General features: G+C 44.9%; 28 protein-coding genes (1 of these 28 running past the window's edge). 18 read left to right on the forward strand and 10 right to left on the reverse strand.

Annotation, left to right across the window (positions count from 1 at the left end; genetic code table 11):
• Positions 1-122: the end of a lysophospholipid acyltransferase family protein gene (locus SAR116_RS09965; protein ID WP_013046806.1), read on the forward strand. The gene continues 349 nt to the left of window position 1, outside the view; only the last 122 of its 471 coding nucleotides appear in the window; the start codon falls outside the window, past its left edge; the stop codon is at positions 120-122.
• Between the two features lie 170 nt (positions 123-292).
• Here SAR116_RS09965 and comE read toward each other — a convergent pair whose 3' ends face one another.
• From comE to SAR116_RS10010, 9 genes are all read right to left on the reverse strand, one after another.
• Positions 293-856: a sulfopyruvate decarboxylase subunit beta gene (comE, locus tag SAR116_RS09970; RefSeq protein WP_013046807.1), complete on the reverse strand. Its 564-nt coding sequence runs from the start codon at positions 854-856 to the stop codon at positions 293-295.
• Between the two features lie 2 nt (positions 857-858).
• On the reverse strand, positions 859-1356 hold the full coding sequence (comD, locus tag SAR116_RS09975; RefSeq protein WP_013046808.1) for a sulfopyruvate decarboxylase subunit alpha: 498 nt from the start codon (positions 1354-1356) through the stop codon (positions 859-861).
• Between the two features lie 108 nt (positions 1357-1464).
• Positions 1465-1818 (reverse strand): 4a-hydroxytetrahydrobiopterin dehydratase, encoded by a 354-nt coding sequence (locus SAR116_RS09980; protein ID WP_013046810.1) that lies wholly within the window; start codon positions 1816-1818, stop codon positions 1465-1467.
• Between the two features lie 14 nt (positions 1819-1832).
• A complete protein-coding gene (locus tag SAR116_RS09985; protein WP_041860906.1) occupies positions 1833-2852 on the reverse strand; it encodes an NAD-dependent epimerase in 1020 nt (339 codons plus the stop codon).
• A gap of 95 nt (positions 2853-2947) precedes the next feature.
• Positions 2948-3655, reverse strand: coding sequence for an arsenical resistance protein ArsH (arsH, locus tag SAR116_RS09990; protein ID WP_013046812.1), 708 nt, complete (start codon positions 3653-3655; stop codon positions 2948-2950).
• A 40-nt stretch (positions 3656-3695) separates the two neighbouring features.
• Positions 3696-4592, reverse strand: a complete 897-nt coding sequence (locus SAR116_RS09995) for an SEL1-like repeat protein (protein ID WP_013046813.1) — start codon at positions 4590-4592, stop codon at positions 3696-3698.
• A 51-nt stretch (positions 4593-4643) separates the two neighbouring features.
• Positions 4644-5051, reverse strand: a complete 408-nt coding sequence (locus tag SAR116_RS10000) for a hypothetical protein (RefSeq protein ID WP_013046814.1) — start codon at positions 5049-5051, stop codon at positions 4644-4646.
• A 53-nt stretch (positions 5052-5104) separates the two neighbouring features.
• Positions 5105-5473 carry a hypothetical protein gene (locus tag SAR116_RS10005; protein ID WP_041860907.1) on the reverse strand — a complete coding sequence of 123 codons (369 nt, stop codon included), beginning with the start codon at positions 5471-5473 and terminating at the stop codon, positions 5105-5107.
• 3 nt (positions 5474-5476) lie between these two features.
• A complete protein-coding gene (locus SAR116_RS10010; RefSeq protein ID WP_013046816.1) occupies positions 5477-6313 on the reverse strand; it encodes an SDR family NAD(P)-dependent oxidoreductase in 837 nt (278 codons plus the stop codon).
• A gap of 177 nt (positions 6314-6490) precedes the next feature.
• Between SAR116_RS10010 and SAR116_RS10015 the strand changes: the two genes are divergently transcribed.
• The 6 genes from SAR116_RS10015 to tviB all read left to right on the forward strand — a co-directional run bounded on the left by SAR116_RS10015 (position 6491) and on the right by tviB (position 11843).
• Positions 6491-6964: a cupin domain-containing protein gene (locus tag SAR116_RS10015; protein WP_013046817.1), complete on the forward strand. Its 474-nt coding sequence runs from the start codon at positions 6491-6493 to the stop codon at positions 6962-6964.
• A 173-nt stretch (positions 6965-7137) separates the two neighbouring features.
• Positions 7138-8187: an MraY family glycosyltransferase gene (locus tag SAR116_RS10020; RefSeq protein WP_013046818.1), complete on the forward strand. Its 1050-nt coding sequence runs from the start codon at positions 7138-7140 to the stop codon at positions 8185-8187.
• Between the two features lie 91 nt (positions 8188-8278).
• The gene (locus SAR116_RS10025) at positions 8279-9481 is read left to right on the forward strand and encodes an O-antigen ligase family protein (protein ID WP_013046819.1); all 1203 of its coding nucleotides are present in this window, start codon (positions 8279-8281) and stop codon (positions 9479-9481) included.
• Between the two features lie 139 nt (positions 9482-9620).
• Complete coding sequence (locus SAR116_RS10030; RefSeq protein ID WP_013046820.1) at positions 9621-9965, forward strand: MarR family EPS-associated transcriptional regulator; 345 nt, start codon at positions 9621-9623, stop codon at positions 9963-9965.
• Positions 9966-9979: 14 nt separating this feature from the next.
• Positions 9980-10498 carry a transcriptional activator RfaH gene (locus tag SAR116_RS10035; RefSeq protein WP_013046821.1) on the forward strand — a complete coding sequence of 173 codons (519 nt, stop codon included), beginning with the start codon at positions 9980-9982 and terminating at the stop codon, positions 10496-10498.
• Between the two features lie 37 nt (positions 10499-10535).
• Entirely contained in the window at positions 10536-11843 is a 1308-nt protein-coding gene (gene tviB, locus SAR116_RS10040; RefSeq protein ID WP_013046822.1) for a Vi polysaccharide biosynthesis UDP-N-acetylglucosamine C-6 dehydrogenase TviB, read from the forward strand.
• Position 11844: 1 nt separating this feature from the next.
• On the opposite strand, the gene SAR116_RS10045 is transcribed toward tviB, so the two are convergent.
• Complete coding sequence (locus tag SAR116_RS10045) at positions 11845-12654, reverse strand: hypothetical protein (RefSeq protein ID WP_013046823.1); 810 nt, start codon at positions 12652-12654, stop codon at positions 11845-11847.
• Between the two features lie 188 nt (positions 12655-12842).
• Here SAR116_RS10045 and SAR116_RS10050 point away from each other — a divergent pair, with 188 nt between their 5' ends.
• The 11 genes from SAR116_RS10050 (at position 12843) to SAR116_RS10100 (ending at position 25101) form a co-directional block, all read left to right on the forward strand.
• Positions 12843-14513 carry an ABC transporter ATP-binding protein gene (locus SAR116_RS10050; RefSeq protein WP_190275441.1) on the forward strand — a complete coding sequence of 557 codons (1671 nt, stop codon included), beginning with the start codon at positions 12843-12845 and terminating at the stop codon, positions 14511-14513.
• Positions 14514-14541: 28 nt separating this feature from the next.
• Positions 14542-15384 carry a hypothetical protein gene (locus SAR116_RS10055; protein WP_013046825.1) on the forward strand — a complete coding sequence of 281 codons (843 nt, stop codon included), beginning with the start codon at positions 14542-14544 and terminating at the stop codon, positions 15382-15384.
• Positions 15385-15428: 44 nt separating this feature from the next.
• On the forward strand, positions 15429-16058 hold the full coding sequence (locus tag SAR116_RS10060) for an O-methyltransferase (RefSeq protein WP_013046826.1): 630 nt from the start codon (positions 15429-15431) through the stop codon (positions 16056-16058).
• A 52-nt stretch (positions 16059-16110) separates the two neighbouring features.
• Positions 16111-17025, forward strand: coding sequence for a glycosyltransferase family 2 protein (locus SAR116_RS10065; protein WP_013046827.1), 915 nt, complete (start codon positions 16111-16113; stop codon positions 17023-17025).
• Positions 17018-18121 carry a glycosyltransferase gene (locus tag SAR116_RS13345; protein ID WP_049757529.1) on the forward strand — a complete coding sequence of 368 codons (1104 nt, stop codon included), beginning with the start codon at positions 17018-17020 and terminating at the stop codon, positions 18119-18121. Before SAR116_RS10065 ends, SAR116_RS13345 begins: the two co-directional genes overlap by 8 nt.
• Positions 18112-19254, forward strand: a complete 1143-nt coding sequence (locus SAR116_RS10075) for a glycosyltransferase (RefSeq protein WP_013046829.1) — start codon at positions 18112-18114, stop codon at positions 19252-19254. The genes SAR116_RS13345 and SAR116_RS10075 overlap by 10 nt, the downstream gene beginning before the upstream one ends.
• A gap of 2 nt (positions 19255-19256) precedes the next feature.
• On the forward strand, positions 19257-20234 hold the full coding sequence (locus SAR116_RS10080) for a GDP-L-fucose synthase family protein (protein WP_013046830.1): 978 nt from the start codon (positions 19257-19259) through the stop codon (positions 20232-20234).
• Between the two features lie 31 nt (positions 20235-20265).
• Positions 20266-21384: a GDP-mannose 4,6-dehydratase gene (gene gmd, locus SAR116_RS10085; protein ID WP_013046831.1), complete on the forward strand. Its 1119-nt coding sequence runs from the start codon at positions 20266-20268 to the stop codon at positions 21382-21384.
• 68 nt (positions 21385-21452) lie between these two features.
• The gene (gene asnB / locus SAR116_RS10090; RefSeq protein ID WP_013046832.1) at positions 21453-23414 is read left to right on the forward strand and encodes an asparagine synthase (glutamine-hydrolyzing); all 1962 of its coding nucleotides are present in this window, start codon (positions 21453-21455) and stop codon (positions 23412-23414) included.
• On the forward strand, positions 23414-24538 hold the full coding sequence (locus SAR116_RS10095) for a glycosyltransferase family 4 protein (protein ID WP_013046833.1): 1125 nt from the start codon (positions 23414-23416) through the stop codon (positions 24536-24538). Before asnB ends, SAR116_RS10095 begins: the two co-directional genes overlap by 1 nt.
• Positions 24538-25101 (forward strand): sugar transferase, encoded by a 564-nt coding sequence (locus SAR116_RS10100; protein WP_013046834.1) that lies wholly within the window; start codon positions 24538-24540, stop codon positions 25099-25101. The genes SAR116_RS10095 and SAR116_RS10100 overlap by 1 nt, the downstream gene beginning before the upstream one ends.
• Positions 25102-25148 lie beyond the last annotated feature (47 nt).

A 25148-nucleotide genomic window follows, 5' to 3' on the forward strand; every position in this document is an offset into this window, starting at 1 on the left:
TGATAGATTACCGCGATCTCAGCAATATTGCCGATAAAAGCGAGTTGTTGACTTATATCAGAGATCAAGTTTACGCGTTAAAGGTAACAACTGAAAACTTTTTTCCGCTAGCAATCAAGTAACGTTTTAAATTAAAGACATAAAATGGGGTTAGTCGAAAGGCTGGTGGGTTTTCGTTTGACCTTGCTGAAATGCCTCACAGGTGAAGCTTTAAGCTTGGTATTTAGACAAGGCATAAAAAACCCCCAGCTGTCTCCAGCCAGGGGCAAATATTTGGAATGTATATGGCCGCTTAGGCGTTCCGTCTGCTCACCTCGGTCATGAAACGATGGCGGATCACCGGGGCATCCATTTCAATAACAGGCACCTTGATATTGCCTGACGCACATTTAGACACGATGATGGTCATCTTGTCGCCTGCCAGGGCTTCTTTCATAACAGCTGGCGTGTCTTCGGCTGAACATTCGATCACATTGTCACAACCGGCGGCTTCGGCCATTTTGGTCAGTGATGTTTTCTTGCCAGCATAAGTCGGCTGATCACCAGTTGATCCATAGCTGCCATTATCAATGATCAGCAGGATAAAATTATCTGCCGGATTATTGGCAATCGTTGGCAAGGTGCATAGGTTGGTCAGCACCGAACCATCACCGTCAATAGCGATAACTTTGGATTTCTGTGCCAGTGCCAGACCAAGGCCGATAGACGAGGACAGACCCATGGTACCAAGCATATAGAAGTTGCTTGGCTGGTCGTCCATCATATGCAATTCCTGCGACGGCAGACCAATATTACAGATCACCAGTTCGTCGGAGATAAGCGGAATAAGTTCTTTTAAAACATCACTGCGGATCATGATTAGTACCCCTGCCAGAAACTGGCATCAGTTAGGATCGCGACCGGCTTTTTGGCCATGAAGCAATATTTCAGAATATCATCGAGCTCATTTGCATCTTCCTGATCGTGGAAATGATATGTCGGAATGCTCATCTGTGCCAACAGCGCCTTTGTGTGCACCGCCATTTCAACCTGGCAGGCTACTGGCTCGCCAATTTCGCCACGATAGCTAATCAGCATCGGCAATGGAATATTGTAATATTGAATAAGTGTCGCCAGCGTGTTGATGGTAACACCGATCGCCGTATTCTGCATGATGATGGCAGGGCGTTTACCGCCCATATAGGCACCGGCGCAAAGCCCCATGCCTTCATCTTCTTTGCTCGATGGAATGTGGAAAATATCTTCAGAATTTTCGATTTCGTCAATCACACCTGCCAGCTGTTTGCAGGGTACGGTGGTCACAAACTCGACCTTGTTGCGAACAAGGTCTGCAACGATTTTCTTATTTATGGACATAATAGTAACTCTGTTTTGTACCGAACCATTATAAAGAGGACCGGCAGATTAATGAGGTTTCTTATAACGCAGAGTGAAGTTATTGTGCAACTGCATGAGCCAATTATTTTAAACTGTGCGAAAAGCGGTGTAAGCCGCGTCACATTTAGCACACATGATGAAGTCATTAACATGTAACCCCATAATCTTGTGTGACCACCATGTTATGGTGACATTGCCCCATTCGGTTAGAATGGCTGGGTGATGCCCTTCATCCTCGGCAATGGCACCAACGGCATTTGTAAATGCCAATGCCGCGGCAAAATCAGTAAAGTTGTAGATTTGATGCAGTTTCTGGGTGCCGTCATCGTCACGTAACGTCCAGCGCGGATAAGAGGCCAGAAAGTTTTTAATTTCAACGTCCGTGGCCTTTGGCGCATCAAGGCGACAGGCTTCACATGTTTTCTGACTTAACTCTGACATGATGCTTTCCCTCTCTAGCTCGCAGCATTCCGACCATAATAGCCAAGATACCACTCGACAAAATATTGCACGCCATCACGCACTGCCGTATCTGGCTGGAAGCCAACCCATTTGCCAAGTTCGGTTGTATCGGCTGATGTTGCTGGCACGTCGCCAGGTTGCATGGGCATGAAATTCTTTTTGGCCTCGATACCCAGAGCAGACTCAAGCGCGCCGATATAATCCATCAAAGGCGTCGGGTTCCCATTACCAATATTGAACACGCGATAGGGCGCGGCGGCGGTGGCCGGATCGGGATTGTGGGCATCATAATCGGGATTGGCGGTTGCGGTTTTATCCAATACGCGGATCACGCCTTCGACAATATCATCAATATAGGTGAAATCACGCACCATCTCGCCATTATTGAAAACGTCGATCTCGCGGCCTTCCATCATCGCTTTGGTAAATAGAAACAGCGCCATATCTGGTCGCCCCCATGGCCCGTAAACGGTAAAAAAGCGCAAACCCGTTGTTGGCAGATCGTAGAGATGGCTATAGGTATGCGCCATCAATTCATTGGCTTTTTTGGTCGCGGCATAGAGGCTGACCGGATGATCGATATTGTGATGCTCGCTAAACGGCATTGCGACATTACCGCCATAGACCGATGACGAACTCGCATAGGCAAGATGCACCACATCATTATGCCGGCAGCCTTCAAGAATGTTGATAAAGCCTTGCAGATTAGCGTCAATATAGGCATGGGGATTGGTCAGTGAATAGCGGACACCGGCTTGCGCGGCCAGATGAATAACGCGGTCAGGTTTTTGGGTGGCGAATAAGCTTTCCATTGCGTCTTTGTCTTCGACGCTAATCTGATGAAAGCTGAAATTCTTATGCGATGTTAGGCGGGCAAGACGCGCCTGTTTCAAAGACACATCATAATAATCATTCAAATTGTCAACGCCGATAACCTGGTCACCGCGCGCCAAGAGCCGCAAACTTGAATGCATTCCGATAAAGCCAGCAGCGCCAGTTACAAGTATTTTCACCACTTTGCCTATGGTTATGATTAAAACAAGCGTCAAATTAGCTGGTCTGAAACAGAATAGCCAGCAAACTTGTTGCAATCTTAGGTTTGTCAGCTTTATGTTTTTGTTTGGTTAACACGCTTTGATAATGCGGCTGGGCTCTCGACGCGCTCCGAATAACGATCTACCAGATAATCTGCTTGTCCGCGTGTCATCAGAGTAAATTTCATCAATTCTTCGACCACATCGACAACACGGTTATAAAAAGGCGAGGCCAGCATGCGCCCCTCATCATCAAATTCGTTATATACTTTTGGGACAGATGATTGATTGGGAATCGTCAGCATACGCATCCAGCGCCCCAAAATACGCATCTGATTAACCGTATTAAAACTTTGCGAACCACCATTGACCTGCATCAGTGCCAGCGTCTTGCCCTGGGTAGGTCGTACGCCGCCAAGTGCGAGGGGAATCCAGTCAATCTGTGTTTTTAGGATGGCTGTCATCGCGCCATGTCGTTCGGGCGATATCCACACCATACCATCAGCCCAGATCGCCAGATCGCGTAATTCCTGTACCTTTGGATGCTCGGCATCTGCATCATCAGGCAATGGCAAGCCGCTGGGATTATAGGTTCTGGCTTCGGCGCCAAAGGCAGTCAATAGCCGCATCACCTCTTCGGCCAGTAGCCGTGAATAGGAACGCGCGCGAAGCGATCCATAGAGTACCAGAATGCGGGGTGGATTATCAGCGCTCTGCGCTTTGAAATCGTCTGCCATGGCGGCAATATCTTCAGGCGCAATTTGTGGCAGATCAATCGTCACGGCAAATCCTTGTTATTATCAATAAATAATTCTGTTTAGCTTAAAGCGGGCGAACAGCATATAACAGGTTCAAGAAAATGATCATCACGACAATTGTGATGAAAACGGCAAAGATAAGATTTCTGACTTCGCCTCGCTGATATGATCGTTTCGGCAGGGGGACCTGATCTTCATCCGTCTTATCACCGCTTCCTGTATCAAGATAGAATATGCCCTGTTTCGGGTTCCAGCCGATAATGGCATGGGGCTGGTCGTGCAATGTTTTGACATAGGCCGGGTTGTCCAGCGCATCGTAAATCGCCTGCAGTTCCTTAATGTTTTCCGAATCATCGATGGTAGTTTTAAGAATGTCAAAATGATGCGCGGCGCTCATGGTATCACTTTTTTCAAGCTGGGATAATTTGGTCTTGATCATGCGCAACAACTGATCGGCTGTGAGCGTATCATCCGGCGTGCCACCTTCAGTTTGTCTTGTCTTTGTCTTGTCACCCTTTTTGGGTTTGGGGGTTGCTGGGCTATGATTTTTACCCTCTGGCATGTCCAACCGGTCTATGCCATTTGGATTGTCCATATTATCAGCGTCAGTATCATCCTCATCAGGGGTGCCATCGTCATGATCCGTCCCACCAAGCGCAACATCAAGCTCGTTGGCAACATCATCAACATCTGTATTGCCCAGCTCTTTTGCCCGCCTTAACAGGGTTATTCCTTTATCAACATCTTTGTCTATTTTCGTACCAGCGATCAGTAAACGCCCCATCGCCAGCAAGGCATCAGGATGTTCGTTTTCAGCGGCTAGCATTAGATAATGCAGGGCAACATCCCATGTTGTATCGGTGTTCGCCTTGGTGTCTTCATAAGCATCAAAGACGGCAAAGGCCGCGTTGCTATCATCGGCATCAGCTTTTACTTTGAGATTTGCAACGTCTGTTGGCATTGGTTCACTATCTTGATCTGGCACATGTTATTAAATTACCAAATTCTAATATTATTTGGATTCTTTGCCAAATTGTTCTTTCATGGCGCCAAAAATTGAGTCCAGTCGTGGTGGTTGACTACATTCGGCAATGAGGGTGACTTTCTCCTTTACCGGCTTGGCAAGGTCATCATAGGCAAAGTCGGGATAAAGCGGACTTATCGCCAGTTTGACCGTGACATTATCTGGCAGGGTCATATGTGCCATGTTGCCATGAAAGTGGGCGCTTCGCCCTAGCTCAGGCACAATAACAATGAAAACATCGTCTTCCATCTCACAACGATTATCAAGTGTCACGGAGACCATGATATCCTGTGGTGGGGCTAGGGCGGCTTTGATGGGCGGCCATAATAACCAATAGGCAGCGACTGCAAACCCAATAAACAAACAAGTTCCAGCAGAATAAGCCAATATGCGCATTACATACAGTCCTCAACAAGACACAACATATCTACGTCTTGCAAGATACAGGCCTAATCGAGCGCCATGCAATTATAAGTGAAGGTTTTGTCTTCATTTATTATTTTAATATAAACCAGCTTATCAAAATCAACCAAAGTGGTGACCATCGTTCCGTTTATATCTGCCCGACAGGAAAAGCTATCACTACCTATCTGCATGCTGTCGCAATAATCCCCCTCGGTCAGTTCGACCCAGAGATTTTTTTTGGGGCGCATTTCATAGGTTGAACGGCCAATGAGCGGGGTTTTCTGGCGAAATCCAATCCAAGCCTCAGAGTTATTGTCACAGAGTATAGTCGAAATACCAATCGCCATAGCGGATGATGGCGCCAGACAGACTGTCAGCATTACGATCATTGATTTCACAATAGCATGTCGCATGATCTATATCCGACGCGCTAGCGCATCGAGCGCCCGGCTGGATAAAAGGCGTTTGGCGACCATCATTAGACTGGTTGCCAGGGTTATGCGATAGCGCAATTTTGGCTGTTTTGACTCGGCGGCGTGTATCACCGCTTTTGTCACGGCATCGACTTGCAATTCGAATGTATCCTTGGGTGGATCAATAGCGCTAAGGCGTGGGATCAAGCCTTTACGATAAATGGGTTCCAGTGCGGCGCCCTCCCATTTTATCCAGCGTTGAAATTGAATATAGGCATTTTCGCGGATGCGTGTGCGAATAGGGCCTGGCTCGATAAGGATAATTTTTATACCACTGCCATACAATTCAAGCCGCATGGTGTCGGTCAGGCCTTCAAGAGCAAATTTGGTGGCGTTATAGGCACCGCGAAAGCGCATGGCGGCAAACCCCAGTACCGAAGAATTCTGAATGATACGGCCTGAATTTTGCGCGCGCATAAGCGGTATGACAGCGCGCGTCAAGCTATGCCAGCCAAAGAAATTGGCTTCAAAAATGCTACGTAAAGCATCAGTTGGCAGATCTTCGACAGCAGCCGGAATGGCATAAGCGCCATTATTGAATAGCACGTCAAGCCGCCCGCCTGTTATGTTCAGCGCATCGGCAAGGCCGGTTTCGATGGTTTCGGGTTTTTCATAATCAATTAAAACCGTATCAAGACCATATTTTGTGCGTAGCGCGTCACAATCTTGCTGTTTGCGGCATGACGCGATCACCAACCATCCCCGCTGTTGCATTGTTATCGCCGTGTCACGGCCGATACCACTCGAACATCCGGTAATGAGAATGCTTTGTTGTGTCATGATATACCCAAGCCTTCGTCCCTTTTACAGGGATGTTGTGCCATAAAAAACGGAGCAGCAAAAGCTGCTCCGAGTTTAGGGAGAAAAAACATGCGTAATATATATACGGCAGATTAACGAATTAAGTTAATCTCACGTTTATAATACCACGATAGACAATAACAGAAAGGACTTCCCATGCCTAAAATAGATTGTGAAACGCTTGAAATGGTCAAAGGCCGCTATTTGTCATCTCTGGCCGCTTATACAAAAGGCATAACCGATAATTATGTCAAAGGCGCGGTGGGTGACAAGGCTGGACTAACCCAGTTTGGGGTGAATAGGGCGGTTCTGGAACCGGGTGCAGGCACGTCAATGCGGCATTGGCATGTCAATCAGGATGAATTCGTGATTGTTGTCGAAGGTACCGTGACCCTGATCGATGATGACGGCGAACATCAGTTACACGCAGGTGATTGCGCAGGCTTCAAGGCGGGTGATGCGAATGGTCATCATATCATCAACAAATCCGACAAAGTGGCGACCCTGTTTGAGATTGGGACGCGCACAGAGACCGAGACCACTTACTATGCCGATCATGATCTGATGGTTACCAAACGGGATGGTGACTATCATTTCACGAGAAAGAATGGTGAGAGTTTACCAGATTAGTGTCTGTCGATACAGCAAGCCATATCAGACGCCAAATAACTTGTATTCAGTGTTGTAATATGGTTGCTTGGCACCAAATGAGGCAAGGTCTGTCGATCAGGCCAATGGACTAGACGCGAGATCAAATGACTGGATTACCTGACATTTTTATAACGATGGGTTTCTTGCCACTGATGGGACTCATTTTTTCAGCGATTATCACATTGATAATTGTGCAGACTGCGCCGCTTCATGCGCGCTTCACGGCTGACACGAATGCTGGTCCCCAAAAGATTCATCAACATAGTACACCCCGTATCGGTGGTGTGGCTATATTCATCAGCATGGTGATGATAGGTTTTCTGGGCGTGTTTGATGCTAATCCCATTTTGCCTGTTGTGATTGGTGCGGCTATTCCGGTGTTTCTTGGCGGGTTGTTGGAAGATGTAAAAGGCCGTGTGTCACCCAGACTGCGGCTTTTACTTGCCATTATATCGGGCGCATGTTTTGTCTATTTGTCGGGTTTCACAATCACGCGTGTTAGCTTTGCGCCTATGGATGCCATGCTGGCGGTGCCAGTTATCGCGGCTGGGTTTACCATTTTCACCATCACGCTATTTGCTAATGCGGTCAATATAATTGATGGATTGAATGGCCTGTCGATTGGCACGTCTGTATTGATCGCAGGTGCTGTAGCTACTGTTGCGGGCGGTGTTGGTGACATAGAGCTGATGACCATCAGCATGGTCTTTGCGGCGAGTGTTCTGGGTGTAGTCCTGTTTAATTTTCCAAAAGGCAAAATTTTTGTGGGTGACGGCGGTGCTTATTTTATGGGTGCTTTCGTAGCTTTTCTGCTGATTATGTTGCCTGAACGGAATGAAGCTGTGTCGCCATTCATGAGTTTGCTTCTGGTAATCTATCCGTCCTATGAATTGGTGCGCTCGACGATTAGACGGCTTATTGCCAGCGATAGTCAGGCGTTGCAACCGGATCAAAAGCATCTACATAGTCTGGTTTACCAATATTATGTGCAGCGTGATAAAGAAGGTTTTTTAAATTCAAATGCACGCGCTGGACTCACAATGTTGATTTTCCCATTATTTACCAGCCTCTGGGCTTTTGTCAGCATATCAAGTGCTGAATATGCGTTAGTTGGCATTTTAATCTTCGTGGCTGGGTATGAAATACTTTCGCGCCAGTTTTATGATGTATCGAAAAAGTCCAAAGATAATATTGTTGGCTGAGGATAAGAGTTTCATTATGTCGCCATCTGCAATTCCACCCACCCAAAGTGAACTAAAGCTAACAGATCATATATTTCATTTTTGGAGACATATGATTGAGAGGTTGAATAATTTACCCACATGGGAACGTGGCTTTCATATATTCTGGTTGCTTGGGCCTTTTGTCCTGTTGATTGAGCGCTCGCCAGCTGACGCATGGCTGACAATTCTGGCGATCACATTTGCCGTGCGGGCGGTCATTAAACGTGATGGTGCGTGGCTAAAAATATTTTGGGTAAAAGCCGCTTTTCTATTCTGGGGCGTATGCCTGTTTTCGGCCGCGATTTCGGCGACGCCATCCTACGCTTTAAGCGAGGCCTTTATTTGGTTCCGTTTTCCCCTATTTGCCATGGCAACTGCTTTCTGGCTTGGCACCGACAAACGGCTTCTTTATGCGATGCTGATTTCGACCGCCATTGCCATGTTCGTTATGACAGGCATTCTGACCGCCGAAATGTTGATTGAAGGGCAAAAAGGTGGGCGCTTGACCTGGCCATATGATGATCTGGTGCCGGGCAATTATCTATCCAAAGTCGGCTTGCCTGCTTTTACCGTTATGGTGGCATTGGCGATTGGCGCCAAGCCGAGACTAGCGTCTTTTATGGGCATATTATCGCTGATCACCATCATCATGTCGGTACTAACAGGTGAGCGGATCAATTTCCTTATCCGTGCATGCGGTGGCATGCTAGCCGGGCTGGTCTGGAAGCCTGTCTGGAGCCGTTATATGATACTCATAATTGTCGAAGTTCTAGCTATCGTGGTTGTATTTGTAACTATGCCTGGCATGGAAACACGCTTTGTCGATGCTGTCTTGAATGATATTCCTACCGGCCCTCATAGCGATTATTATCGTGTTATGGGTGGCGGGTTGATGGCGTTTCAGGAAGCTCCTATTTTTGGCATCGGTACAGCCAATTATCGTGATCTATGCGCGGGTATTATGGTCGGGCTGGATGATTTTCGCTGTGATAACCATCCGCATAATTTCTATATTCAGTTCCTTGCCGAAACGGGCCTTGTTGGATTTTTTGCGGGCATAGCCATGATTGGTGGCATTATATGGGCTACCTTTAAAGCGGGTCTAAAAAACCGGGATAATGTAGTTGCGGCTACTGCTTTTGTTATTCCGTTGGGGCTCTTTTTTCCGATCGCATCAACAGCAGATTTCTTTGGACAATGGAATAATATCTTCATGTGGAGTGCGTTGGCCCTGAGTCTTGCGGCCACTAACCTGCATCGCAATGACGCATAGATACCAAGTCATGAATGCGTATAAGCATCAATACTTTACTAAATTTATCAATCATGTTCATATTATGAACGCCTAAGGGCGAAGTACGGTTTGTGAGCTGATTCACCTGCCGTGCGGTAGCTATAAATAATCAAGAATCATGTCAAATTTAAAACGAAGTGACGAGACCATGCTGCAGATTCTGCAGGCACTGGATGGCAAGGCTGATGTCAGCCAACGCGATCTGGCGCGCGAATTGAAAATCAGCCTTGGCGCGGCGAATTATTGTATTAATGCACTTATTGAAAAAGGATTTATAAAGCTTGATCGCTTTTACAAATCATCTAACAAAACGGGTTACTTATATGTGTTAACCCCCGAAGGCATTCAGGCGCGCCTTAACCTGACACGTGAGTTTATCCATCATAAGCGCGCCGAATATGTACGGTTGGAACAAGAAATTGCCGACTTGCAAAGCAAGCTTGAGGCTGAGGTAAAGAAGTGAAATAATGATTGATTATGATTACGGGTAAAAAAGAGTCTCATGTGTGGGTGGCGGCGCAATTGAAACCAAATGCGCTTGCCAAGGCGCAACGCAATTTAGACCGGCAGGGGTTTGTGTATTTTTGCCCAATGCAACGTGAGACTGTTCGTAGTGCTGCGCAATTCAGACAGCAGACCAAGCAGCTTTTTCCAGGCTATTGTTTTGTTCACATGAATCCGGCAAGTGGTGATGTCCGCAAGCTGAATGCGACGCATGGCATTTCTCGATTGGTTTCCTTTGGCGCCGGTCAGATATCAAAGGTGCCAACACAACTTATCGCGGCATTACAAAATCGCTGTGATGAAACAAATTGTCTTATTGCGCCCGCATCACTTGCTGTTGGTGACGAGGTGCGTATATTATCCGGCGCTTTTGCTGAATTTGTGGGCACCGTTGAGACGATAAGCAAATCAGATCGTTTGCGGATATTATTCGATTTTATGGGGCAGAAGTCGCACGTTGACATGCCACAGCAAAATCTTGAAAAGTTATAGATCTGTCGATGACATGTAATATGGGTGTAAGTTATTAATGACAATCAGAAACGTCAACGACATTAAACTGGCTGTCATTGGTCTTGGCTATGTTGGCTTGCCACTTGCGGCTGAATTTGCCAAATACCGTGAAGTTGTTGGTTTTGATATTGATGAAAGCCGGATTGCCGAACTCAAAGATTGTAATGACCGTACCCGTGAACTAAGTGCCGCCGAACTAAAAGCTACGACAGGCTTACGCATTACGAATGATGCCGATGATCTCAAAGATTGTAATTGCTATATCATAACTGTGCCAACGCCGGTTGATGCGGCAAAAAAGCCAGATATGTCAACGCTTTTATCCGCGTCAAAGCTTGTGGGTTCCTTGTTGAAGGCTGGTGACATTGTTATTTATGAATCAACCGTCTATCCGGGCGCTACAGAAGATGACTGCGCGCCTATTCTGGCACAGCAATCAGGGCTATTTTACGCCGCCAATGCAGAAGATAATAATGATGATGTTTTTCATCTTGGCTATAGCCCCGAGCGCATTAATCCGGGCGATAAACAGCACCGCGTCACAGATATTGTCAAAGTCACATCTGGTTCCAGCCCTAGGATTGCCGATCTAATTGACGATCTTTATGCGGGCATTATTACAGCTGGCACATATAAAGCCGAAAGCATCAGGGTGGCCGAGGCCGCAAAAGTCATTGAAAATACCCAGCGTGATGTCAATATTGCGCTGATTAATGAGCTTGCTGTCATTTTTGACAAGCTGGATATTGATACCGAAGCTGTTTTGAAAGCGGCCGGCACAAAATGGAACTTTCTGCCGTTTCGGCCAGGCCTTGTTGGGGGACACTGTATAGGTGTTGATCCGTATTATCTGACGCATAAAGCCCTACAGGTGGGTTATAATCCGGAAATTATTCTGGCGGGACGGCGGCTGAATGACGGGATGAGCCAGCATGTTGCAGACCGACTTGTTCAGGCGATGCAGAATAAAAATATCAACATTTCTGATGCGCGCGTTCTGGTGCTAGGACTGACGTTCAAAGAAAATTGCCCCGATACACGCAACTCAAAGGTCTTTGACCTTGTTCAACATCTGGCCGACTACAAATGCGTTGTCGATGTGTATGATCCTTGGGTTATCTTAGGTGACGTGCCGACAGGTCTGGCGGGTACATGTATCGAAAAACCTTTGCATGGTGCATATGATGCGATTGTCATTGCCGTTGGCCATAGTCAATTTGCCAAGTTAGGCGCACACGCAATCCGATCTTTCGGCAAAGAAAAACATGTTTTATTCGATATGAAGTATCTACTTGATGTGAACGAGTCTGATGAGCGTTTATAACCTATGTCGAAGATGAAGGGCGCGATTTGCGCAAACGCCGATTCATGAAAAAATAGCCAAACACAAAGAACACCAGATTAGATCGCACCCATTTTATAACATATTCGTAATGGCTCTCGGTTGCACGTTCATCACCAAGCATATTGGCGCGAGCAAACAATTTTTTTGCAAAGGGTGCCATACGTCCTTTTTCGACAATATGTCTATAGTTACAGATCCTGTTTTTTGCATAATAAAGGATAGTGCCCTTGATGGGATTAATAGTTTCAAAATCCCAGATTGATAGATTCATATCCATCAAACTATTGAAGTAACTGACACGCCAATATGATAATGAAAGTGAGTGTTTGTAAGGGTTATCTGCAGGAATTTGAAAAAGTGATCTGACAATCGGATGGCTATCTTTGGGACCAATAAACAAACGTGACAATCTTGGTTTTTCATTAACCAAGCGAAAGTAATCAATGTCATTTTTAACTGCAGCAGCAGTCAGTGATATAAGCTGAGCATCATCAATATGGGAAAAATAAAAATCATCGAGGACGCAGATAAAACCGTCATAACCTCTCTCACCTAAGACCTTTGTCATAATTTTGGCGACTTCGATCCAGCTGGCATTTTCGCCAGCCTGAATAACTTCAAACGCCCCACTATTCTGGCTGTTCAAAGTTCCTATTTGATCTTTTGTGAAGTTGTCAGTGGCTACAAAACAGTCATAGTTATCTATCAATGACTGCATAGTTGGCATACAAGTGTTCAAGACGTCATAATTCTTATTACAGGTAAAAATTACACATGCGACTGATGTCATTTGACCCTCTGATGTTGTCAATCTGCAAGCAACTTAATGCATTGTGCCAATGTCATTCTGCCCACCCCCTTCATAGCAGTTAATACACTTACTACACTATGAAATTTTGACGGAAGATTTTACCTTTGTCTCACTCACGCCACTTTAAATTTGCTGTCATCTGGGGTTTGTTGCCACAGAAATATAGGTTGCAAAGTATTCTTATTGTCATTTTGACAATCATCGGTGCTGGCCTCGAAACACTTGGGCTTGGTTTGATACTGCCGGTGCTGTCAGTGATTATGAATCCTGAAACCTTTATCAGCACCAATGAGCTGTATTATTTCGGATCCATGCTTGATGAACTTAGCCAAATCGAATTAATGGTTGGTGGCATGCTCATACTGGGCACGGCCTATCTTATCAAAGGTATATATCTTGCTTTCATGATCTGGCGTCAGTCCGAATATATCTATGATATAAAATCAGTTTTATCCGATGAGTTACTAAAGTCCTATATGCATGTGGGCTATGAATTTCATATTCAAAACAACACTGGAAACCTGATACGCAACATCACCATCGAAACCCAGCAATTTGTTGGTAATGTTTTGATACCGTCGGTCAGACTATTTTCTGAATTATCTGTCGTCATCGCGATTATTGCTTTGTTGATCTACATTGAACCATTAGGCGCGATTTATCTCATGATTATCGTTGGGATATCAATGGCGGCTTTTCAATATATCACGCGCATGCGGCTAATGCGTTGGGGGCAGGCGCGTCAACAGTTTGAAGGCAAACGCATCCAAAAAGCACAGGAAGCGCTAGGCGGTATAAAGGATGCCAAATTACTTGGAAAAGAACAGGAATTTCTTGACCAGTATTCCCATTATAACTGGCAAAGTTCATTTATCGAGCGTAAACAGCTGACATTATCCCAATTACCTTATATCTGGCTTGAAATTGTTGCTGTTGCCGGATTGGCATTTCTGGTCATTTTCTCGGTTATGCGCGGTGCTGATGCGAGTCAGATTTTACCCATATTAGGTGTTTTTGGTGCCGGAGCCTTTCGCATCATCCCCTCGGCCAATCGTATTTTAATGGCCTTACAGGCGCTTCGTTACAGTGTCGCCGTGATTGATTTGATGGATGAGGAGCTTCATAGGCCAAAACCAGCAGATCATGTGAAGTCAAACCCGATTTCCTTTGAACATGCGATCCGGCTAGACCAGCTTTGTTACCAATATCCTACTGCAGGTTTGCCATCGATCATGGATATCAACTTACAGATCAACAAAGGTGAAAGTGTTGGTATCATAGGCACAAGTGGAGCCGGAAAAAGCACTTTGGTTGATGTGATTCTGGGGTTATTGACCCCAACATCCGGACAGATTCTTATTGATGAGGTGAATGCCCATGATGGATTGCGTTCATGGCAGGATCATATTGGCTATGTGCCCCAGCATATTTTTCTATCTGATGAAACCTTGCGGCGAAATATAGCTTTTGGTGTAGCAGAAGATGAAATCAACAACACCGAAATAGACCGCGCTATCAGACAGGCACAATTAAACGAATTTGTTGATTCCATGCCAGATGGTGTCAACACAATTGTAGGTGAGCGCGGTGTCAGATTATCTGGTGGTCAACGTCAACGCATAGGGATCGCAAGGGCTTTGTATCATAATCCGTCAGTGCTTGTTCTGGATGAGGCATCTAGTGCGTTGGATACCAAAACTGAAACCGCATTAATGGAAAAAATCTACGACATGCAGGGTGAGCGCACATTGATAATTATTGCACATCGCCTGTCAACAATTGAAAAATGCGATAGAATATTCCGACTGGAAAAAGGTGTCTTGGTTGATCAGGGTTAACAATTTTTGGATCAGATGCGTTTAAAAAATGATCGTTTATTCTTCTGAAACATCAACATCTAAACCACTGCGAAATCAGGCGAAGCTGTGGATAGTGAGCTTTGGTAGCGACAGTGATTATGTATCAATCGCTATAGACACAATATCGCGGTTACATAAATTATATCCATATTCAAATTGCCTGATCTATGAAGTAGACGATCTGCCTGACGATATAATTTCGTATGCAAAAACTTACAGCGTTGGCTATGGTTACTGGCAATGGAAACCCTGGCTGGTTAACGAAACACTTGAAAAAATGAATGAGGGAGATGTTTTACTCTATGTTGATGGGCGATGCGGTGTACCTCGAAGATCAATAGATTGGCTGGACTCTTTGTTACATCAAGATACCAACCAAGCCGAAACTGTTGATTTGGTTGCCTGGATGACGAATGAAGTCGAACATAAATGGACAACAGGTGATCTGTTTCACAAACTCAACCTAGATATTAATTCGTCTTATGGGGACAGTTTTCAGTATGCTGCCACGTTTTTTGCACTGCGCCTGAACAAAGCATCATCAAATTTTGTCAATAATTGGCATTCTTTTATGAAAGACAATCCAGAATTTTGCCGCGATGAAATTTCACAGATAGCTAATCATCCTAATTTTGTGAATAACCGGCATGACCAAAGTGTGTTTTCTTTAATGCTTAAGAGATATTCTTCACAAGGTCTTCAACTTAGAACGCTCATACAAAAAGATATTCAAAACGGGCGGTCAATTATTCCACATGACAAACCTCACCCCGGCGCGCCTGAAAAGAATGCTTCTATACGTTTTATTAAAAGGGCTATTAAAAAAACTTACCGTCTATTTAAAGAATAATAACATCGTATAATTTTAGCCATTAAAAATGGAACAAACAGAAAATGAAAATGTTTCTTCGAAGGTCATGGGTCTATTCCCGCGTTTATGCGCCGATCAGAGATTTTTATAGCTGGTTTAAAAATGGGTTTACAAATAACAGCCCCGATCTGGTAAAGCGCCGTCTGTTGATGCGCCATGCAATTCATAATGCCACATTTGTTGAAACTGGAACGTTCTTAGGCAACACAACTGTGTTTCTGGCGAGCTTTTCAGCAAAAACCTATACAATTGAGCCTGAAGAAAAACTATATGAGATGGCACGTCAAAGGTTTGCTAATTCGCCAAAAATAGATGCTTTAAAGGGTACAAGTGAAGAAAGATTTCCTGAATTATTACCTTTACTATCTGGAGATATAAATTTCTGGCTAGATGGACATTATTCGGGTGGCATCACGTTTAAAGGCGATAGTGAATGTCCTGTGGCGTCAGAACTCGAACAGATAGAAAAAAATCTCGTGCGTTTTGACAAGGTTTCAGTGCTGATCGATGATGTGCGTTGTTTTCCGCTTTCCCAATCATCTGCTTTGGATAAAAGTGACTACCCACCTCTAGATACATTGGTTGACTGGGCTAGACGGAATAAGTTTTCCTGGCAAATTGAGCATGATATTTTTATTGCTAAAAATCATTGATGTTATCTGTATTCTGAACAACCTATCAAACACATATTCTTTTTAAACGACCATGATTTTTACCGTTTTTACACCAACCTATAATCGTGCGCACAGCTTGCATCGTGTTTATAACAGCTTGTGCAACCAAACATTTACTGATTTTGAATGGGTGATTGTTGACGACGGGTCCAGCGATAATACCAAGCAGCTCATTGATGGTTGGATTACCGAAGGACAATGTTCAATTCGGTATGAATTTCAGCCTAATAAAGGCAAGCATGTTGCGATAAACCACGGTGTAGGGTTGGCCAAAGGCGATTTATTCCTGATCGCTGACTCGGATGATGGGTTTCCGGCAAATGCTTTGGAAATATTGTATGAACATTGGTGTGCCATCCCCGAAAAACAACGCGCAGAATTTACAGGTGTTACCGGTTTATGCGCGGATGAACAGGGACAAATCATCGGTGATAAATTTCCAGACAGTGTTTTTGATTCGAATTCAGCTGATATTTATTACCGCTATGGTATCCGTGGTGAAAAATGGGGATTTCACCGTACTGATGTGATGAAAGCTTTCCCGTTCCCAGAACCAGAAGATGTGCGCTTTGTTCCCGAAGGGTTGATTTGGAACGCAATTGGGCGGCAATATAAAACGCGTTTTGTGAACGATATTGTTCGTGACTATTATCAGGGGGCTGACGACCAGCTTACAAAAAGGTCAAGTGCAAATATCTCATCAGTACGCATTTTTAATGCACAAATGCTGGACGCTGATATTGACTATTTTCTCCACGCCCCTTGGACTATATGCAAGATTGGCATTCAAGGGGCACGTTTTTCGTTTCACCAGAATGATAGTTTTATAATGCAAATCACGCGTCTCTCCCATTGGGGGGCGCGTCTAATCTGGATCACTGTTATGCCCATTGGTTTTGGGCTTTATTTTTTCGACCCTAAACGTGTAGCCAACCCAAATGACTGATCAGCGCCAAAAGATTTTCTTCGTGATTCCGAATATGAACGCTGGTGGTGCCGAACGTGTTGCCTTGACGTTATTACAGCATCTGGATCGCCGTGATTTTAGCTATACGCTTGTCGTACTGGATGATGGTAACGGCGCATTTATTGATCGGGTTCCGGATGATGTTCGCTTAATAACGCTTGGCAAGAAGCGTGTTCGCGCGGCTTTATTTGCACTTATACGGCTGGTCTGGAAAGAACGGCCAGCATTGATTTTTTCCAACCTTAGCCATCTTAATCTAATGCTTGCCATGCTCCGGTTTATGTTTCCACGCGATTGCGCATTGGTAGTTCGTGAAAGTAGCACAATTTCTAAAAATATATTGTTGTTTCGGGCATCTAGAGTTTGGCTATATTTGTACAAACTATTTTACGGCAATGTAGATGTTATGATCTGTGAAAGTGTCGATATGAAAGATGACTTGACAAGAACCTGCTCTTTTCCTGTTAGCAAATGCACAATCATTCCAAATCCTGTCGATATTTTATGGATAAATGAACAGGCGTCTTTAAATATTTCAGAAAGACAACAAAAGCTAACATTGGTTGCTTGCGGTCAACTTTATTATACAAAAGGATTTGATCTTTTGCTTGATGCATTGGCACTGGCAAAACTTGTTGATTTTGAATTATGGATTATTGGCGAAGGAGCGTTGCGTACCGCTTTAGTCCAAAAGGCTATAGCACTTGGCCTGAAAGAAAACGTGAAGTTTCTTGGATTTCAAAAAAATCCTTATCCCTTCTTTAACCAAGCTGATGCCCTTGTTTTATCATCACGTCATGAAGGAATGCCAAATGTAGTTTTTGAAGCTGTATCCCTTGGTACACCTATCATTGCCACACCGGCATCTGGTGGTCTGGTTAGTTTTTTAAATACGATTGATGGCTGCATTGTATGTTCAGATATAACTGCTCAAAGTCTTGCAAATGCTCTGAGAGAATTCGCCGCAACTGACACAAAGATACGAATTTCAGATGGAGCCATCAACTATTTAGCTGCTCCAATAATTAGTCGGCAACACGAAGCTGAATTCCGCAAGGTCTTGGCATGCGACTGATGTTCGTTATTACCGGACTTGGTGTTGGCGGCGCCGAATCCATGCTGGTTAAATTACTTGGCCAGAAATCATTTGCCGATGATGAAATTATGGTGGTCAGTTTGCTTGGGTCTGGCGCCCGGTCAGCCGAAGTGATTGAACTTGGCCATCGGCTTGAGCATCTGGGGATTAGACGATCAGTTTCTTCATGGTGGCGTATTTTCGGTCTTTATCGTTTTATCCGATCCTTTAAACCCGATTTGATACATAGCTGGATGTATCATGCCGATCTAGTTGCAGGCATTATGGGCAAGTTGGCGGGTGTTCACCACATAATCTGGAGCATTCGCCAAAGCAATCTGGCGCGTGATTACAATAAGAGATCAACTTTGCTGATTGTTAAAGCCTGTGCGTTTTTATCCCCATTTATCCCCCGTAAAATTCTCTCTAATTCAGCTGTAGCGCGCCAGTCTCATATTGAGACGGGTTACAAAGCCGACAAAATTCATGTCATACCCAATGGCTTTGATCTTGAACGCTTTGCACCAGACAAAGCATTACGCTCAGCCTTTCGGACTAGGCATAACATTAATGAAACAACACCCCTAGTTGGACTGGTGGCACGATTTGATCCGGTTAAAAATCATGCTGGTTTTTTTGAAGCTGCTCGGACTATTCATACGGCTATGCCAGATGTGCGCTTTGTGTTGGCTGGCACTGATATTAACGCCGAAAATCAGACATTAATGGCAATGATTGAAAAAGCCGGATTACGGCAACAGACATATCTTCTTGGCGCGCAAAATGATATTGCATCGATTATGAACGGTATTGATGTGTTATTATCAAGTTCGGACGGTGAAGCATTTCCAAACGTGCTTGGCGAAGCGATGGCATGTGGCACCCCTTGCATTGCTACTGACGTAGGCGATTGTAAAACCATTATCGCTGACACAGGCAAGGTTGTCGCGGCAGGTGATATGGATGCGCTGGCCAAAGCCACCATCGAACTGTTATCGCTCACGGATAAAAACAGATCAATATTAGATAGAAATGCACGTATGCGGATTGAGTCACATTACGAAATTGGCAAAATAGCTTCTGATTTTCGGGCGTGTTATTTACAAATTCACGAAAGTGCGAAACTGGATTGATTATGACTGAAAATGCCAAAATATTTGTTGCTGGTCATAATGGTATGGTTGGTAGTTCGATAATCCGCCAGCTTACTGCTACTGGACATGGCAAGGACAGGATCATAACCCGTAATCGTGCAGACCTTGATTTAACCAATCAGGCTGATGTGCGTGCATTCTTTGAGGCTGAATTGCCGGATCAAGTCTATCTGGCGGCAGCAAAAGTGGGCGGTATATATGCCAATAATACATGGCCGGCAGATTTTATTTATCAAAACCTGATGATAGAAGCGAATGTGATAGACGCCGCATTTCGCGTGGGCGTTAAACGGTTATTGTTTTTAGGTTCAAGTTGTATTTATCCTAAACTGGCACCACAGCCGATGCAGGAAAATGTCCTGTTATCTGGTTCATTAGAGCCAACGAACGAGCCTTACGCCATTGCCAAAATTGCGGGCATCAAACTTTGCGAAAGTTATAATCGGCAATATGGAGCTTCACACGGCATTGACTATCGCAGTGTCATGCCGACTAATCTTTATGGGCCAGGTGATAATTATGACCCGATGGGTAGCCATGTTGTTCCCGCTTTGATTGGTAGGTTTCACGAGGCCAAAATCAATCGCGATAGTGAAATTTTTATTTGGGGTAGCGGTAAACAGAAGCGCGAATTTCTGTTCGTAGATGATATGGCATCAGCCTGCATTCATGTCATGAATGCAGATAAAAATGCCTATGATGACTGCACCGAGCCAATGCTGTCACACATCAATGTTGGTGTTGGTCATGACATTTCAATCGCCGAGCTTGCCCAAACAATTGCTAAGATTGTTGGTTACGAAGGTCGTATCAGTTACGATATAGACAAGCCCGATGGGCCACCACGTAAACTGATCGATAGTTCGCTAATCCAGAGGTTAGGTTGGACGCCCAAAATAAATTTGGTTGATGGCCTACAACGCGCGTATAAAGATTTCTTAACACGACAACCTGCCTAGTTCTGACAGCAAATGATGCCAAAGGTTTAAAATGACCAGAGTGATAAAAAAAACAGCATTGATTACGGGCGTTACTGGTCAGGATGGTGCTTATCTTGCTGAGTTTCTATTATCAAAAAACTATATCGTTCATGGTATGAAACGCAGATCAAGCTTGTTTAATACGGATAGGATTGATCACCTCTATAAAGATCAGCATGAAAATGATGTGAATTTTTTTCTGCATCATGGCGATATGACTGATAGCTCAAGCCTGACGAGTATTATCCAGAAAACACAACCTGACGAAATTTATAATCTGGCAGCGCAAAGTCACGTTGCGGTCAGTTTTGAAATGCCTGAATATACCGCTAATTCAGATGCGCTTGGCACATTACGTATACTCGAAGCTATACGAATGCTGGGCATGGAAAAGAAAACCAGGTTTTACCAAGCATCAACGTCTGAGCTGTATGGGTTAGTGCAGGAAACCCCGCAAAGTGAAACCACACCATTTTATCCAAGAAGCCCTTATGCAGTGGCAAAACTCTATGCCTATTGGATCACTGTTAATTATCGTGAGGCCTATGGAATGTATGCTTGTAACGGCATTTTGTTCAATCACGAAAGTCCTATTCGCGGTGAAACATTCGTAACACGTAAAATCACCCGTGCGCTAGCGCGTATAAAGCTTGGTTTGCAGGATTGTCTCTATCTCGGGAATCTGAATGCCATGCGCGATTGGGGACATGCGCGCGATTATGTTGAAATGCAGTGGTTAATGCTCCAACAAGATACAGCAGAAGATTTCGTGATTGCTACGGGGGTCCAACATAGTGTTCGCGATTTTGTAAATATAGCAGCTACAGAACTTGATATGGATATTGAATGGCAAGGCAATGGTGTTGATGAAGTTGCATATTTGAAAAATAGTGATCATGCCAGTTCAGAGAACAAACCTATCGTCGCTATTGACCCTCAATATTACCGTCCTACTGAAGTCGAAACCCTAAAGGGTGATGCAACCAAGGCACGTGAAAAATTAGGCTGGATTCCAAAAACAAGCTTTAATGAATTAGTGCAGGAAATGGCGACAGAAGATCTGGTTGCAGCAAAAGGAAATGCCTTGCTAGAAAACAGAGGCTTTAAAACCGTTAATAATGCCGAGTAGGCTAGCATTTTGGTTTTAAATCCCATCCTCAACTTAAACATGAATCTAACTAAAGTTATATCAGCCTGATGTGTGGTATTGCCGGATTTTTTGACCAGAAGGGTTTTGATGCCACTGCTGGGACGCAGCTTGCCAAAGATATGGCAAAAGCAATTATCCATCGTGGGCCCGATGATGCCGGCGTTTGGGTTGATGATGCCGCTGGAATAGCGCTCGCGCATAGACGCCTTTCGATTGTTGATCTGTCTGCCGCTGGGCATCAACCAATGTTGTCAGCATCCGGTCGCTACGTGCTTGCGTATAATGGGGAAATTTACAATCATACAGAATTACGAAACGCATTAGAGGCGTCAGGTAAAGGATACGACTGGCGTGGGCACTCAGACACCGAAACGGCGCTTGCCTGTATCGAGGCCTATGGGCTGGAAGCAGCCTTGCAGCAATTCGTTGGTATGTTTGCGCTTGCCCTCTGGGATAAGCAGGAAAAAGCATTATACCTAGCGCGTGATCGCATTGGCGAAAAGCCACTTTATTTTGGTCGTCATAACAACATCTGGCTATTTGGATCAGAGCTAAAGGCGCTTCGCGTCCATCACGAATTTACCTCTGCTATTAACCGTGATGCTTTATGCCTTTATCTACGGCATAATTATATTCCAGCTCCATATTCGATTTACGATGGCATAGGTAAATTGCCGCCTGGATCATATGTCCGGCTGGACGCGCATACAATTGATGCTGCTCCCGTTCCTTTTTGGACACTTGATGATAAGGTCTCTAATGGCAAGGCTAATGCTTTTGATGGTTCTGAAGCTGAGGCGCTTGATCATCTGGATAAAGTACTTTCCCGTGCGGTCAGGTTGCAAATGCAAGCAGATGTCCCTTTGGGGGCGTTTCTGTCAGGTGGTGTTGACTCATCACTAATCGTCGCGTTGATGGCCGAACAAAGCGAACGAAAAGTAAAATCTTTTTCAATAGGGTTTGAGGATGCGCAGTTTGATGAAGCGCCATTTGCTAGGGATGTGGCCAATCATATAGGCACAGACCATCATGAGCTTTACGTTACGGCACAGGAAACTTTGGACGTAATACCCAAGCTACCAATGCTTTATGATGAGCCATTCTCTGACTCATCACAGATACCAACTTTCCTAGTGTCACAAATTGCCCGCCAGCATGTTACCGTGTCACTTTCAGGCGATGCTGGCGACGAATTATTTGGGGGTTACAATCGCTATACATGGGGGCGTTCTATCTGGAATAAGATGAACAAAGTACCTCATCCTTTGCGTTCGGCAATGGGAACCGGTATCGGTATGCTGTCTCCCAAAGCATGGAATGCTATCATGGTGCCGCTAATGAATATGGTGCCACAAAAATATCAACAGAAAAATCCGGGGGATAAACTGCATAAGGCCGCAGGCATGTTTTCGGCCAAAGCACCCGAAGATATTTATAAATATCTGGTTTCGCACTGGCCTGATCCGGCTGCGATTGTGCTTGGCGGGACTGAACCTCAAACTACCCTGACCTCATCACATGATGTGATGGATGATATGCCGTTCGAGGCGCGGATGATGTATCTTGATATGCTGAGTTATTTGCCAGACGATATTCTTGTAAAAGTTGATCGAGCCGCTATGGGTGTGTCGCTGGAAACGCGCGTTCCATTTCTGGATCACAATGTGGTTGAGGCCGCATGGCAGTTACCTATGAATATGAAAATCCGTAATGGCACCGGTAAATGGTGCTTGCGAGAGCTTTTATATCGCCGGGTACCAAAACATCTTATTGAGCGGCCAAAGATGGGGTTTGGCGTGCCTCTCGATGCGTGGTTGCGAGGACCTTTGCGTGACTGGGCCGAACATCTGCTTGATGAAAAACGTTTGGCACAGGCCGGATTTTTTGACCCTGCCCCCATTCGCAAAAAATGGGACGAACATCTGTCAGGTGCCAGAAGCTGGCATTATTATATCTGGGATATTCTGATGTTCGAAGCATGGCGTGACGAACAAGGTGGATGTGGATAATGTCCAAAAAGCGTGTGTTGTTCGTTATATCCGAAGACTGGGCATTTATCTCACACCGCCTGCATCTGGCTGATGCGGCAATTAAAGCGGGCTATGAAGTGGGATTGTTAACCCGCGTTACCATTTATGGTGACATGCTTGAAGCCAGAGGCATCAAATTATTTCACTGGGATCTTAACCGCGGTTCACTGAATCCTTTTGTCGCATTAGGCACTGTCTGGCAGGCGGCTAAACTGTTTCGGAGCTGGCAACCTAATCTTATTCATGCGGTGGCACAGAAACCAATCCTATATGCCGGCATAGCGGGTAAGCTTGCCTATCACTGCCCACGGGTTAGTGCGATGGGGGGCATCGGTTTTATTTTCAGTTCACAATCCACAAAAGCAGGATTACTTCGCCCACTTATATCCCGTTTGCTTCGTTGGGCAATTAACGGCACCAGAACGCGGTTTATTCTGCAAAATGACGATGATATTGCTCTACTCAGGAAGCTAGGTGTTGCCAGGATTGAGACAGTAAGGCGTATTAAGGGATCAGGCGTTGAGATTGACGATTTCAAACCTAGTCCTCTGCCCAAAGGCACACCAATGGTAATCCTGCCGGCACGTCTATTATGGGATAAGGGCATCGCTGAATTTGTAAGAGTGGCAATGCGGATAAAGGCCAAAGGGATTGATGTCCGTTTTGTTCTAGTTGGCGACCCTGACCCTAACAACGCCGCTTCGATTCCAGAATATCAGGTGCAAGAATGGGTTGACAGTGAGGCTGTCGAACGCTGGGGACGACGTGATGATATGCCCGATATCTATCCGCAATCATCAATCGTGTGTTTGCCATCCTATCGCGAAGGTCTACCCAAGGTATTGCTGGAAGGTGCCAGTTGTGCCAGGCCAGTTGTGGCTTTTGATGTGCCAGGATGCCGCGAAATTGTCCGTGATGGCATAAATGGATTTTTGGTACCATTTGGCGATGAAACGGCATTAGAATTGGCGTTAATCAAGTTGATTCAAGACTCAAAATTATGTGCTGAGATGGGCAAAGCAGGACGTAAAATTGTCGAAGCTGAATTTTCACAAAACATCATCGCGGCTGAAACCTTTTCGGTATGGGACGAAGTTTTATAATGGTGAAGCGTAGCCTTGATATTCTTTTGTCATTAATCGCTGCGGCAATATTCATTATCCCCTGCCTGATCATTGCGATATTGATAAAAGCAACCTCACCGGGCCCAATATTTTACGTATCCAAGCGTGTTGGTCAGAATGGCAAGCTATTTACCATGCCAAAATTTCGTACCATGCGCACTGACACACCTGAACTCGCAACTGATAAATTAGGTGATCCAACGACCTATTTAACGCCGATTGGCGGTTTTCTGCGCAAAACAAGTCTTGATGAGCTGCCGCAGATTATCTCCGTCTTGCTTGGGCATATGAGCCTTGTTGGGCCGCGACCTGCATTATTTAATCAGACTGATCTAATTACTCAACGACAGAAGCGCGGCATTGATAATTTACGACCTGGCATTACGGGCTGGGCACAAGTGAATGGCCGCGATGACATCGCGTCAGATATCAAGATTCAGTTAGATGCCGAATATATGGCACGGCAATCACTTTGGTTTGATATAAAAATTATGCTAATCACCATCTACGCAGTGGTTAGCCGAAAAGATATTTCGCATTGATCTTTTGTCACGATAAATTTCACAAACAGTATTATAACTTTAATATC

Origin of the sequence: Candidatus Puniceispirillum marinum IMCC1322, assembly GCF_000024465.1 — a bacterium.
GTDB classification, from domain to species: domain Bacteria; phylum Pseudomonadota; class Alphaproteobacteria; order Puniceispirillales; family Puniceispirillaceae; genus Puniceispirillum; species Puniceispirillum marinum.